General features: G+C 66.3%; 13 protein-coding genes. 4 read left to right on the top strand and 9 right to left on the bottom strand.

All coding sequences use genetic code 11. The features are described 5' to 3' along the window. Window positions 1-91 precede the first annotated feature (91 nt). From B6S44_RS17225 to B6S44_RS17210, 4 genes are read right to left on the bottom strand one after another with little or no spacing between them, the layout of a single operon-like run. Window positions 92-577 (bottom strand): Lrp/AsnC family transcriptional regulator, encoded by a 486-nt coding sequence (locus tag B6S44_RS17225; RefSeq protein ID WP_164985868.1) that lies wholly within the window; start codon window positions 575-577, stop codon window positions 92-94. Beyond that, window positions 574-1,626 carry an agmatinase gene (gene speB, locus B6S44_RS17220; protein ID WP_129158114.1) on the bottom strand — a complete coding sequence of 351 codons (1,053 nt, stop codon included), beginning with the start codon at window positions 1,624-1,626 and terminating at the stop codon, window positions 574-576. Before speB ends, B6S44_RS17225 begins: the two co-directional genes overlap by 4 nt. Further along, complete coding sequence (locus tag B6S44_RS17215; protein ID WP_129158113.1) at window positions 1,613-3,292, bottom strand: SDR family oxidoreductase; 1,680 nt, start codon at window positions 3,290-3,292, stop codon at window positions 1,613-1,615. Before B6S44_RS17215 ends, speB begins: the two co-directional genes overlap by 14 nt. Next, entirely contained in the window at window positions 3,289-3,708 is a 420-nt protein-coding gene (locus tag B6S44_RS17210; protein ID WP_129158112.1) for a thiol-disulfide oxidoreductase DCC family protein, read from the bottom strand. The genes B6S44_RS17215 and B6S44_RS17210 overlap by 4 nt, the downstream gene beginning before the upstream one ends. A gap of 312 nt (window positions 3,709-4,020) precedes the next feature. Between B6S44_RS17210 and B6S44_RS17205 the strand changes: the two genes are divergently transcribed. Both B6S44_RS17205 and B6S44_RS17200 read left to right on the top strand, forming a co-directional pair. Then, window positions 4,021-5,109 (top strand): TRAP transporter substrate-binding protein, encoded by a 1,089-nt coding sequence (locus B6S44_RS17205; RefSeq protein WP_129158111.1) that lies wholly within the window; start codon window positions 4,021-4,023, stop codon window positions 5,107-5,109. 241 nt (window positions 5,110-5,350) lie between these two features. Then, entirely contained in the window at window positions 5,351-6,445 is a 1,095-nt protein-coding gene (locus tag B6S44_RS17200; RefSeq protein WP_129158110.1) for a TRAP transporter substrate-binding protein, read from the top strand. Window positions 6,446-6,631: 186 nt separating this feature from the next. Here the strand turns inward: B6S44_RS17200 and B6S44_RS17195 are convergent, their stop codons facing one another. Further along, the gene (locus tag B6S44_RS17195; protein ID WP_129158109.1) at window positions 6,632-6,943 is read right to left on the bottom strand and encodes a cupin domain-containing protein; all 312 of its coding nucleotides are present in this window, start codon (window positions 6,941-6,943) and stop codon (window positions 6,632-6,634) included. A 109-nt stretch (window positions 6,944-7,052) separates the two neighbouring features. On the opposite strand from B6S44_RS17195, the gene B6S44_RS17190 reads away from it, so the two are divergent. After that, window positions 7,053-7,499: an Lrp/AsnC family transcriptional regulator gene (locus B6S44_RS17190; protein WP_164985867.1), complete on the top strand. Its 447-nt coding sequence runs from the start codon at window positions 7,053-7,055 to the stop codon at window positions 7,497-7,499. 69 nt (window positions 7,500-7,568) lie between these two features. Then, complete coding sequence (locus tag B6S44_RS17185; RefSeq protein WP_129158107.1) at window positions 7,569-7,958, top strand: porin; 390 nt, start codon at window positions 7,569-7,571, stop codon at window positions 7,956-7,958. A gap of 137 nt (window positions 7,959-8,095) precedes the next feature. Here B6S44_RS17185 and B6S44_RS17180 read toward each other — a convergent pair whose 3' ends face one another. The 4 genes from B6S44_RS17180 to B6S44_RS17165 all read right to left on the bottom strand — a co-directional run bounded on the left by B6S44_RS17180 (window position 8,096) and on the right by B6S44_RS17165 (window position 12,684). Continuing rightward, complete coding sequence (locus B6S44_RS17180; RefSeq protein WP_465246129.1) at window positions 8,096-9,760, bottom strand: TRAP transporter large permease; 1,665 nt, start codon at window positions 9,758-9,760, stop codon at window positions 8,096-8,098. Between the two features lie 140 nt (window positions 9,761-9,900). Beyond that, window positions 9,901-10,500 (bottom strand): TRAP transporter small permease subunit, encoded by a 600-nt coding sequence (locus B6S44_RS17175; protein ID WP_129158106.1) that lies wholly within the window; start codon window positions 10,498-10,500, stop codon window positions 9,901-9,903. 109 nt (window positions 10,501-10,609) lie between these two features. After that, the gene (locus tag B6S44_RS17170) at window positions 10,610-11,785 is read right to left on the bottom strand and encodes a multidrug effflux MFS transporter (protein WP_129158105.1); all 1,176 of its coding nucleotides are present in this window, start codon (window positions 11,783-11,785) and stop codon (window positions 10,610-10,612) included. Then, entirely contained in the window at window positions 11,782-12,684 is a 903-nt protein-coding gene (locus B6S44_RS17165) for a DMT family transporter (RefSeq protein ID WP_129158104.1), read from the bottom strand. The genes B6S44_RS17170 and B6S44_RS17165 overlap by 4 nt, the downstream gene beginning before the upstream one ends. Window positions 12,685-12,704 lie beyond the last annotated feature (20 nt).

Raw genomic sequence — 12,704 nt, 5'->3', positions numbered from 1 at the left:
AAAGGCGTCGAACCCTACGATGGATTCCGGCGCTCCGCTTCGCTGCGGCCGGAATGACGGTGTGGTTTGGAGGGAAGCGCCTCGATCCACACTACTCTTCCAGTAGCGGATAGCCCTCGAAATCCTTCAGCGCCTTGAGCGCGAAGGTGGTCGCGATCCGGGCGATGCCGAGCTGGTTGTCGGCGAGCCAGGCGCCGGTCAGCTCCTCATAGGCGGCGAGCGAGCTGGCGACGATGCGCGCGAGATAGTCGGCATCGCCGCTGATCACCAAAAGCTCGACCACGTCCGGGCAGGCGCGCAGCACCTTCTCGACCCGCTCGCGCCGGCCGACCGAATGGTCGCGCAGCGAGATCTGCGCGAAGGCGATGATGGCATGGCCGGCAAGCTCGGGCGAGAGCCGCGCGCCATAGCCGGCGATCAGCCCGGAGGCTTCGAGCCGGCGCATCCGTTCCAGGCAGGGCCGGGCCGAGAGCCCGACCCGCTCCGACAGCGCCTGGTTGGTGATCCGGCCCTCCGTCCGCAGGATCGCGATGATCTGGCGATCGATCGCGTCGAGCTGGAGCGCCTTTCGCTTCACGGCCGGCCCTTGCCGGCGGCTCTCGCCTCGGCGATCAGGCAGAGCTCGAGGAACAGCACCTGCGCCGCACATTGCGCCGTGTTGCTGGTCGCATCGTATTGCGGCGCGACCTCGACCACGTCGGCGGCGACGATGTTGCGCCCCTTGAGGCCGCGCAGGATGGCGAGCGCCTCGCGCGGGGTGAGCCCGCCGACCTCGGGCGTGCCGGTGCCAGGCGCGAAGGCGGGATCGAGCGAATCGACGTCGAAGGAGACGTAAGTCGGCCCGTCACCGATCACGGCGAGCGCCTTGGCGATCACGGCGTCGAGGCCCATGCGATCGACCTCGTCGGCATGGATCACGGTCATGCCAGACTCGTAGGAGAACTCCCAGAGATACTCCGCGCCGCCGCGGATGCCGATCTGGATGACGCGCTCGGGATCGAGCACGCCGTCGAGCACCGCCTGCCGGAAGGGCCCGCCATGGTGGAACTTCGAGCCTTCATAGGGCCCGGAGGTGTCGCAATGCGCGTCGATATGGACCATGCCGACCGGGCGCTTCTCGCCGACGGCCTTCAGGATCGGATAGGTGATCGAATGGTCGCCGCCGACGCCGAGCGTCGAGACGCCGGCCTTCACGATCTGCTTGAAGGTCGCCTCGATATCCTGATGGCAGCTCTCCAGCGAATAGCGCGAGCGGAAGGGGACGTCGCCGATATCGGCCGCCTTGACCAGGCTGAAGGGCGCGGTGCCGTTGACATGATCCATCGGCCCCATGCGCTCGACGGAGCGCACCGCGCGTGGGCCGAGCCGAGTGCCGGCGCGGTTGGTGACGCCGAGATCCATCGGCAGGCCGATGATCGCGACATCGAGCCCGCCGAGATCGGGCTGGCCCAGTGCATCCGGCCGATAGGGCGCGCTGATGAAGGTCGCGACGTCGGAGAACGGCCATTTGCGGCGGTCGCCCTGGAACTGCCCGGCCGCGACCTTGGCGAAACGTGGATCATGGATGTCGGCGCCGCTCGCCCCGGCATAGCGCGCCCTGAGTTTCGCCAGCTTATCCTGATCCATCGCTTGGTCCCCGAGGTTTGAGCCAGCCGCGATAATGCGCCAGCAGGCCGAAGAAGGGCAAAGTGAGCCGCACGTCGAAGCGGAAGCGGCCCTCCGCGTCAACCGTCTCGCGCGCCGCGGCAGACGGCATCAGGAAGCGCGGCAGCGGCAGGCCGAAGACGCGCCAGCCCGCGATCGGCAGCGCCAGCCCGTCCGGGCCCGCCTCGGCAGCGAGCGTGAAGGAGAACTGTCCGAAGGCCTCGCGTAGTTCGCCGTGATCGATGCTCAGATGCGAGCTGAAGCGCTGGCCGGCGAAGTTGCGGGTCCAGACTTCGCAGCTGTCGTCGACCGAATCGCCGCGTGCGACGCTGACGGTCACCGGCAGGTCGGTGCTGGCGGCGGGTAGGCCGAAGAACCGGCAGATCAACTCGATCGCTCGTCCGTCCCCGCGTGTGACCTCGGCCCGGCCTTGCCAGACCGGTTTGGCGTCACTGGCATGGAAGGCCCGGATCGCCGCCGGCATCATCGCGACGGCCTGCGCCCCGAGCACGGTTTCGAACAGGGCAGGCCCGAAGCTGCGCTCGTCCTGGCTGGTGTTGATCGCATAGGGCGCCATCTCGGCCTCGATCATGGCAAGATCGAGCGCTTCGGCGGCAGAGCGCGCGCCGGGGGCGATGCCGTCCACGAGCAAGGCACGCACGGCCGCCGCCGCAGCCAGCACCGGCACCTGTGGGCCGTCATCGTTTTCGGCCAGCAGCGACCAATAGGCCCGGCGCGGCCGGCCCTTGGCGTCGATGCCGGTGATTGCGACACGCATGCCGCCGCGATCCGAGGTCCAGAGGCGGGTGATCCGGCGCGCCCTGACGAGGAAAGGCACGAGCGGCGCAAGCTCGGTGAGCCAGCCACGCCGCCGCAGCCAGCCGAGCAGCCTAAGCCCCCATTGCTCGATGCCGGCTTCCAGGCCGGCAGAGAAGCTGACCCGGGAGTGCACCGCGAGGCCGGGGCCAAGCGTCTCGGCGTCGACGGTCTCGACCGGTGCGACCCGCCGTGGGCCGAGGCCGGGCATGTCGATGACCGTTCCGACGCCCCAACCCGGCGTGGTCTGCAATTCGCCTTCCCGCCAGATCGGCACCGGCTTGCCGGCATAGCTCAGGACGGCAGCGATGACCGCCGGGCCGACCTCGCTGCGCCCGCCCGGCGTGATCGCGATATCGACCGTGTCGAGCCGCCGCCAGCCTTCGCTCAGTTCACGCGCCGCCGCGGCCGAGAGGGCAGGGGTCGAACTCGCACCGGCCAGGGCGACGAGGCCGCGTTGCCTGGCGAGCTCATCCAGCTGCCGCCCGTATCCGGAGAGATAGTCGCGCGCATCGGCAAGATCGACGACATGGGCGCCGAGCAGGAGCGCGGCCGTCGGCACTTCATAGCCCTGCTGCTGGAACGGCCCGGAAGCGTCGATCACCAGCCAGGGCTGCAGCGCGGCGAGCGAGGCCACGAGGTCCTTGTCTCGGTCGAACGCGATGCCGCGAATGGGCACGCTCGTCTCTGCCGCCAATTCCCGCGCCAGGGCTTCGGCCTTGTCGGCGCTGCGTGAGGTCAGCATCAGATCGAGGCCGTCCAGGCGCGAGAGATGGCGCGCCAGCCGCCGGCCGAAGACCCCGGTCGCCCCGATCAGCACGATGCGTTTCATGGGCTGTCCGGCAGGGTGAAGCGGTGCCTCGTCGCCGGATCAGGTATATCGCAGCTGTCCTTCTTGCCGAAGAGCCGGTAGCGGTTGCGGGCGACGCGGTCATAGAGCCAGTCCCGCCAGCGCTTCGGCAGCGCCCGGCCGAGCAGCAGCAGGCGCGCTGGTCCGTTCAGATGACTGACGAGCGCGAGCACCCCATTGGATTTGGCGAGAGCTTCACCGTTCTCGACGAAGAGGAAGCTGTCCGGCTCGTCCGGGTCGATGCCGTGGGCCTCCGCCAACTCGCGCCCCTCACGCGATTGGATCGCGACGAAGCGGATGCTGCGGTCGCGCTCATGCCGCAAGGTGTGGCGTACGCCGCCGGAGCAGAGCACGCAGACGCCGTCATAGAGCCAGATCGGGGCGGGGATGCTGGTCATCGGGCCTCTTTACGGGAGAGGTTGACCGGGCGGGGAAAAAGTTTCATGCGCTTCCGGCGCAGCCGTGCCATGCTCTGCGTGCAATTGTCGAGCGGCCTGCGACAGTTGACGATCTTGCAACGATTGGGGGGAGTGCTGCGCAAATCTTGTGCAAGTATAGATTCGAAGTGAGCCGATTAACCGTGGGTCAACCCGGGCCGCCGCTTCCGATCACCGCTGCATAACACCAAGGTCGTCCTACAAATATCGCCTGCGCTGGTGCTATTGCTGCCCGGACGCGGCGATGAACGTCGAAACGAGGAGATGCCCCATATGAAGCGTCGTCAGTTCCTGCAGGTCGCTGGTACCGGTGCGGCAGTGTCCGCTGTCGCCATGCCGGCGGTTGCGCAGTCGAATCCCGAGGTGAAGTGGCGGCTGGCGTCGAGCTTCCCGAAATCGCTCGATACCATCTATGGCGGCGCCGAAGTGATGGCGAAGATGGTCTCCGACCTGACCGACGGCAAGTTCCAGATCCAGGTCTTCGCCGCCGGCGAGATCGTGCCGGCCCTGCAGGCGGCCGACGCGGTCACCAATAACACGGTCGAGATGGCTCATACCGTCTCGTATTACTATGTCGGCAAGGACCCGACCTTCGCGATCGCGGCCTCCGTGCCCTTCGGCCTCAATGCCCGCCAGCAGAACGCCTGGCTGTTCCAGGGCGGCGGCAACGAGCTGTTCAACGAGTTCTACAAGAAGTTCAACATCTACGGCCTGCCTTGCGGCAACACCGGTGCCCAGATGGGCGGCTGGTTCCGCAAGGAGATCAAGAGCGTCGCCGACATCAACGGCCTGAAGATGCGCATCGGTGGCATCGCCGGCTCGGTCCTGCAGAAGCTCGGCCTCGTGCCGCAGCAGATCGGCGGCGGCGACATCTATCCGGCGCTCGAGAAGGGCACGATCGACGGCGCCGAGTGGGTCGGTCCCTATGACGACGAGAAGCTCGGCTTCGCCAAGGTCGCGCCTTACTACTACTATCCGGGCTTCTGGGAGGGTGGTCCCTGCGTTCACGCCTTCGTCAACCTGGAAAAGTGGAACTCGCTGCCCAAGGCCTACCAGGCCGCGCTGACCGCCGCCTGCACCTACGCCAACACCCAGATGGCGGCGAAGTACGACGTGCAGAACCCGGCGGCGCTGAAGCGCCTCGTCGGCGCCGGCACGCAGCTGCGTCCGTTCCCGCAGGACGTGATGGAAGCCTCGCTCAAGGCCTCCAACGAGCTCTATGCCGAGATCTCGGCCAAGAACGCCGACTTCAAGAAGGCGATCGAGGCGATGGCAGCCTTCCGTGGCGACCAGTACCTCTGGTGGCAGGTGGCGGAACTGACCTTCGACATCTTCCAGGTGCGCAACCGCGCCACGAAGTAATCGACTGCCGAATACGGCAACAGCAACGAAGCCCGGCCGCGAGGCCGGGCTTTTTCGTTCGGCGGGAAGGGCCTGGCGGTGCGCCGACACCAAGATGGGTTAGACCAAATACCTATGCGAAAACTGCATAGGCGCCATGTGCGCAGCTTGCGCTCGCATCGCAGATGCCCTTTTCTGGCGCTCTTGCGCGCGAACCGGAAAGACCGGCGCGCCTCAGAAAGCTCTGGGAGGAGCGCCCCGAATGAAGCGTCGTCAGTTTCTGAAAGTCGCCGGTGCCAGCGGTGCCGCCAGCGTCATCGCTGCGCCGGCCATCGCTCAGTCGATGCCGGAGGTGAAATGGCGCGTCACCTCCTCGTTCCCGAAATCGCTGGACACGATCTATGGCGCTTCGGAAGCGCTTGCGAAGGCGGTATCCGAGGCGACTGACGGCAAGTTTCAGATTCAGGTCTTCGCCGCCGGCGAGATCGTGCCGGCGCTACAAGCGGCCGATGCGGTGACCAACGGCACGGTCGAGATGTGCCACACCGCCTCCTATTATTATGTCGGCAAGGATCCGACCTTCGCCTTCGGCACGGCGGTACCCTTCGGTCTCAACGCCCGCCAGCAGAACGCCTGGTTCTACCATGGCGGCGGCATGGACCTGCTCAACGATTTCTACAAGAAGCACAACATCTACGCGCTGCCGGGCGGTAACACCGGCTGCCAGATGGGCGGCTGGTTCCGCAAGGAGATCAAGACGGTCGCGGACCTGCAGGGCCTGAAGATGCGCATCGGCGGCTTCGCCGGCCAGGTGATGAGCAAGCTCGGCGTCGTGCCGCAGCAGATCGGCGGCGGCGACATCTACCCGGCGCTGGAGAAGGGCACGATCGACGCGGCCGAATGGGTCGGCCCCGCCGATGACGAGAAGCTCGGCTTCAACAAGGTCGCGCCCTATTACTATTACCCCGGTTGGTGGGAAGGCGGCGCTGCGCTGCACTTCTTCATCAACACGGCGAAATGGGACGCCCTGCCGAAATCCTACAAGTCCATTCTCACCACGGCGGCGGCGCTCGCCAATATCGACATGCAGGCGAAGTATGATGCGCGCAATCCGGCGGCGCTGAAGCGCCTGGTCGGCGGCGGCGCGCAGTTGCGGCCGTTCTCGCAGGAGATCTTGGAGGCCTGCCTCAAGGCGTCCAAGGAGGTCTATGCCGAGACCAGCGCCAAGAACCCCGACTTCAAGAAGGTCTATGACGCGATGGCGGCCTTCCGCGGCGACGAATATCTCTGGTTCCAGATCGCCGAATACACCTTCGACAACTTCCTGATCCGCGCCCGCGCGGGCAACCTGCTCTGAGAAGAGGGCGACTGCCGGCTAGAGCCGGATCTGATCAGACTGAGTCAATCTGATCAGTGAATCCGTCTCTCACTTTGGATTGAGACCGCTTTTCCCATCAGCTTGCAGAGCAAGTTGATGGGAGCGGGCTCAAGCCGGCCAACTTGTTGTGGGGTCCCCGGCCGCGAGGCCGGGGACCTTTTCGGTTTAGATGCTGCCGGCGCGCTCGATCACCAATACGCGCGCAGCTCCGACGGGATGGGCGACATGGGCGTCACCGTCCTGCGCATGGAAGATATCGCCGCGAACCAGTCGCTGCACGCTTTCGGCGCCCTCCGTTCGAGTATGCATGTCGACCTCTCCGTCGAGGACGACGAAGACCTCAGGCCCGTCATTGACGTGCCATTTGTAGGGCTGATCGGTCCAGTGCAGCCGGATCGTGGCGTCGTCGATCCGCTCGATGTCGAGCGCCTCCCAGGCGCTGTTTCCGGTGAAGTCCCGCGGCTTGATCGTCCTCATCCTGATGTCTCCGGTTGCTCAAGACCCTGAACCTTCACCGACGGGGCCACCCGTGCCATAGGCAAGACGCCGGTCGCGGTTGCGATCGGCGGTTTGCAGGAGGCTTGGCTTGCGAAACGACGGTGAGCTCGACGCCATCGACCGGAAGCTGCTTGCGCTGCTCCAGGCCAATGCCCGCGCTTCCTTCACGGCGCTGGCGCGCGGTGCCGGCCTCTCGCGCACCGCGATCCAGGAGAGGATGGCGAGGCTCGAGCGCGATGGGACCATCCTCGGCTACAGCGCGCGACTCGCGGACAGGCCGAAGGCGCCGGCCACCCGCGCGGTGCTCTCCCTGCGCATCCGCACGCGCCCCTGTGCGACCGTGCTCGATCGCTTCAGGCACTGGCCGGAGATCGTCGCTTGCTATTCGCTGGCCGGACCGGTCGACGCGATGCTGATCGTCGAGACGCAAGATGCGCCGGCGCTGTCGCGACTGGTCGACAGGTTGAGCGCCGTTCCTGGCGTCGGCGAGATCGAAACGGCGCCGATCCTGGCCGAGAGCGCCGGGAGCAGTTGAACGTGGCTGCCCTAGCCCGGCCTCGTTTGCCGGGTTAGATTGCAAACACACTCACTGACCGAGCGCGCCATGAAGCTGCCTGTCGCCATCGTTATTGCCATCTTCGGGCTGCCGGCTCTGGCAGGCGCGCAGTCGATCGGCGAGCCTCTTCCTGGGCGCGCGCCCGCCAAGGCCAAGCCGACGGCGGCTCGCCCCGCGCCGGCGCAGGCAGCGCGCCCCTGTCCGGAGTATGGGCCTGGTTTCGTTCGCGTCGAAGGCTCTTCGGCCTGTGTCCGTATCGGCGGCGGTGTCCGCGTCGAGTTCGGCAAAAGTTCCAGCCGCCGCGGCTACGGCTCCGGCGCTGATGCGATGGTCTATGGCGAGGCGCGCAGCGCGACGTCCCTGGGCGAGATGCGCGCCGTGATCAGCGGCCGCGGCCGGATCGACAACAACCTGAATAACGGGTGGCAGCGCTGGTAAACCCCGCGTCATTCTCGGGCGGAGCGAAGCGCAGACCCGAGAATCTCATGACCAGAAGGCTCGGATTGGAACCTCTTCCGGCCTGAGATGCTCGGGTCAAGCCCGAGCATGACGGCTCGTCGTTCCGGCCTGCCACCCTATTTCAGGTTCAGCGTCGGTGGGGCGTTGAGGTCGAGCCCCGGCAGTCCGCCGGAGCCGCCGAGCCCTGGAATGGTGATGTTGTCGAGCTGCTTGTTGATCTGCTGCTGGTCGAGCTGAATGCCCGAACTCTTGTAGTGCATCACCATCTGCGGGAAGAGCACGACCAGCGCGACCATGATGCACTGGATCACCACGAAGGGCACGGCGCCCCAGTAGATCTGCCCGGTCGTCACCGGTTCCATCATCTTGCTCGTCACCTTGTCGCGATAGGGATTCTTTGGCGCGACCGAGCGCAGGAAGAACAGCGCGAAGCCGAAGGGCGGGTGCATGAACGAGGTCTGCATGTTCACGCCGAGGATGACGCCGAACCAGATCAGATCGATGCCGAGCTTCTCCGCCGCCGGGCCGAGCAGCGGCACGATGATGAAGGCGAGCTCGAAGAAGTCGAGGAAGAAGGCGAGCAGGAAGACCATCACGTTGACGACGATCAGGAAGCCCGTCGCGCCGCCCGGCAGCCCGACGAGCAGATGCTCGACCCAGACATGGCCGTTGACGCCATAGAAGGTCAGCGAGAACACGCGGGCGCCGACCAGGATGAAGAGCACGAAGGCCGAAAGCTTCGCAGTCGACTCCGTCGCCTGCCGGAGCAGGTTGAAGGTCATGCGCTTCTTGCCCCAGGCGAGCAGGATCGCGCCGGCCGCGCCCATGGCACCGCCTTCGGTCGGCGTCGCGACGCCGATGAAGATCGTACCGAGCACCAGGAAGATCAGCGCCAGTGGCGGCACCATCACGAAGACGACCTGCTCGGTCATGCGCGAGAGCAGGTTGAGCTTCAGGTATTTGTTGACCAGCGCGATCACGAAGGAAACCGCGACTGCGATCGACATCGTCAGGATGACGAAATCCGCGCCGCCGCCGAGCGTGGTGAAGTACTTCATGTAGGCAATGGCGACGGCGAAGGCGAGGATCGTCACCACCAGCAGCGAGCGCCGCCGCGTCACGCCGTCGGCGTCGCGCAGCGTCTGCGCCTCGGGTGGCAGGCCGGGGGCGCGTTCTGGCCGGAAGATGGTGGTCAGGAAGACATAGCCGGCGTATAGCCCGGCTAGTACCAGGCCGGGGATGAAGGCGCCCTCATACATGTCGCCGACGGAGCGGCCGAGCTGGTCGGCGAGCACGATCAGGACGAGCGAGGGCGGGATGATCTGCGCCAGCGTGCCCGACGCCGCGATCACGCCCGAGGCGAGGCGCCGGTCATAGCCATAGCGCAGCATGATCGGCAGCGAGATCAGGCCCATCGAGATGACGGACGCCGCGACGACGCCGGTCGTGGCGGCAAGCAGCGCCCCGACGAAGATCACCGCATAGGCGAGGCCGCCGCGGATCGGCCCGAAGAGCTGGCCGATCGTGTCGAGCAGGTCCTCCGCCATGCCGGAGCGCTCCAGCACCAGCCCCATGAAGGTGAAGAACGGAATCGCCAGCAGCACGTCGTTGTTCATCGTGCCGTAGATGCGTTCCGGCAGCGCCTGCAGGAAATTCTCCTGGAACATGCCGAGTTCGATGCCGACCAGGGCGAAGAACAGGCCGTTGGCGGCGAGCGCGAAGGCGACGGGATAGCCGAGCAGCAGGAACAGCACGAGCGCGACGAACATCACCGGCGCCATGTTGGCGCGCAGGAAGTCGCCGATCCCGGCGGCGTGCGCGTCGCCGGTGTGCAGGCTGAGGAAGGCTGCGGCGGTGAGTGCGAGCAGCAGCGCGGCGGAGCGGGCGAAGGTCATTGAACGGATCCGGGAAACGGCTTTGCTCACGGGGCGAGCCCTTCGGCCCTGGCCTGCTCGAGCAGGCGCTGCGCTTCGGCTTCGGCGGCAGCGGCATGGCCGCGCAGCGTCTCGTCGTCTTCGAGCTTTCCGCGCATGATCGCGATCTGCTTGATCACCTCGGAGATACCCTGCAGCAGCAGCAGGGAGAAGCCGATGATCACCAGTCCCTTGGCCGGCCATTGCGGCAGGCCACCGGCCGAGAGCGACTGCTCGTTGACCTGGTAGGAGCGGATGAAGAACGGGCCGGAATGATAGATCATCAGCGCACAGAACGGCAGCAGGAACAGGAGATGGCCGACCAGGTCGATCCACTGCTGCACGCGCTTGGGCAGCAGGTTGTTCACGATGTCGATGCGGATGTGCTCCTTCACCTGCAGCGTCCAGGCTGCGCAGAGCAGGAAGACCGCGCCGAACAGCACCCATTGCAGCTCGAGCCAGGAATTCGACGAGACGTTGAACAGCTTGCGGATGATCGCGTTCACGGTCGAGACGATGACCGCCAGCAGGATCAGCCAGGCGACCCATTGACCGATCTTGCGGTTGAGGGTGTCGATCGCGCGACTCAAAGCGAGGGGTGCGTCCACCTCAGTCCTCCCTGACCTTGTGGATTACGGCCGCATCATGCGGTTTACGAAGGGCGGTTATACGAATGCTACATGCCGTACAAGATTGCGCGGCGCAAGGCGCTGTGGATCAGTCGTTGCGCCGCCGGGGCTCGCTGCGCAATGCGAAGAGGGCGACGATCAGCATCAGCCACATCATCGCCATCAGCGCCGGCGGCCAATGCGCCACGAGCGAGCTGATCAGTATGGTCGCGAGCGCGCCCGAACCGAGCTGAATCGCGCCCGACAGCCCGGCGGCGGAGCCGGCGAGCTCGGGTCTTGCCGAAAGCGCCGCGGCGGTCGCTCCCGGTAGGGTCAACCCGTTGCCGATCGCGTTGATGGCGAGCGGCAGGAACAGGGTCAGCGGCGTCCAATAAGGCGTCAGCGAGATCGCGAGCGCGGCCGTCGTCGCCACGAACGAGATCACCAGGCCGATCCAGGCCATCCGCGCCGTGCCGTGCCGCAGCACCAATCGGGACATCGCGAAATTGCCCACCATGTAGCCGAAGGCGTTGATGATGAAATAGGCGCCGTAAGTGTCGGAGCCGCGCCCCATGGTCTCGACCACGATGAACGGCGCCGCTGCGATGAAGGCGAAGAAGGCGGCAGAGGTCATCGCCAGCGCGATCACGTTGCGGATGAAACTGCGGTCGCGCGCCAGGTCCGGAAAGGCCCGGAAAATGTCGATGAGCGAGGTTCGCACGCCGACATTCGGCGCCGTCTCGGGCAGGCGCAGGCCGACGAGCGCCAGCACGATCGCGGCCACTGCAGCCATCGACCAGAAGATCATGCGCCAGCCGAAGCTGGTTTCGATGTGGCCGCCGAGATAGGGCGTGATCATCGGCGCGACCACCATGACCATGGTCACCGTCGCGATCTGGCTCGCGGCCTCGTCGCGGCTGGCCGTGTCGCGGATGATGGCGCGCGCCAAAGCGAAGGTGGTTCCGGCGCCAGCGCCTTCGAGCACGCGGGCGAACAGCAGGGTGCCTGCGCTGTCCGCCAGCGCGCCGAGCACCGAGCCGACCGTGAAGACCGCGGCACCGGCCATCACGCAGGGGCGGCGCCCGAAGCGGTCGGAGAGCGGGCCGACGATGAGCTGCGTCAACGCCACCGCCACCAGGAAGAGCGTCAGGGTCAGCTGGATCGTCGCGTAACTGGTGGCGAAGTTGCGGGCGAGTGCCGGCGTCGCGGGGGCCAGCATGTTGAGTGCGATCGGCTGCAGCGTCGAGATCGCGACGAGGACGGTGAGGGAGGGTTTGGGGTTCATAGCGGCTTGTCGCCCTCGGGCTTCAGCTGCGAATCGGGGCGGACGCGCTGGCGGTGGAGGGTGTAGAGGCCGCTGCCGACGATCAGCGCGATGCCAACGAAGGCGATCTTGTCCGGCGTCTCGCCCCAGACCAGCCAGCCGATCAGCACGGCGATGAGCACGACCGAGTAGCGATAACCCGCGACGACGCCGACATCGGTATTGCGGAAGGCGCTGATGACGCAGAAACCGCCAGCCGTCACCAGGAGCGCGGCGACTGCGAGATAGATGAGCTCGATCCGCCAGGGCGATTGCCAGGTTTCCAGCGCGCCCATGCTCAGGCTGAGCATGCCGACGATCAGGGTCGTGGTCAGCGAAATCACGGTCGAGGGCACTTCGTTGCCGACCATCCGGGTCATCAGGTCGCGGATGGCAACCAGACAGGCGCTGGCGAGGGCGATCAGCGCGGCGAGGCTGAAACCTTCGGCGCTGGGGCGCATCACGATCAGGACGCCGATGAAGCCGACCGCCAGTGCGACCGTCCGGCGCCACCCGACCGTTTCGATCCGCAAGAGTACCGCCAGCACGACAATGAGCAGCGGCGAGGCCATCGCGATCGCGGTGATGTTGGCGAGCGGCAGCACGCCGAGTGCCCAGATGAAGGTCTGTGCGCACAGCGCCTCAATCACCCCGCGTCCGAGCACGATCGGCTTCAGCCCGAGCCGCAGCTTGCGCCAGTCGCCCATCATTGTGACCATCAGGAGGCCCACCACAATGGCGAAGCCTGTGCGCATCGCCACCGCCTGCCCGGTCGGGAAGGCTTCGCGGGCGAGCTTCATCAGCGCGTCGTTGCAGCAGAAGAGCGACATCGCCGTCATCATGGCGATGATGCCGCGGCGGTTCTGGGCGGCGGTGGCCAAGGCGTTTCCTGTCGAGCCCG

The organism is Allobosea sp. Tri-44 (assembly GCF_004123845.1).
Taxonomy (GTDB): domain Bacteria; phylum Pseudomonadota; class Alphaproteobacteria; order Rhizobiales; family Beijerinckiaceae; genus Allobosea.
This window is presented reverse-complemented; position numbering and strand designations above follow the sequence as displayed.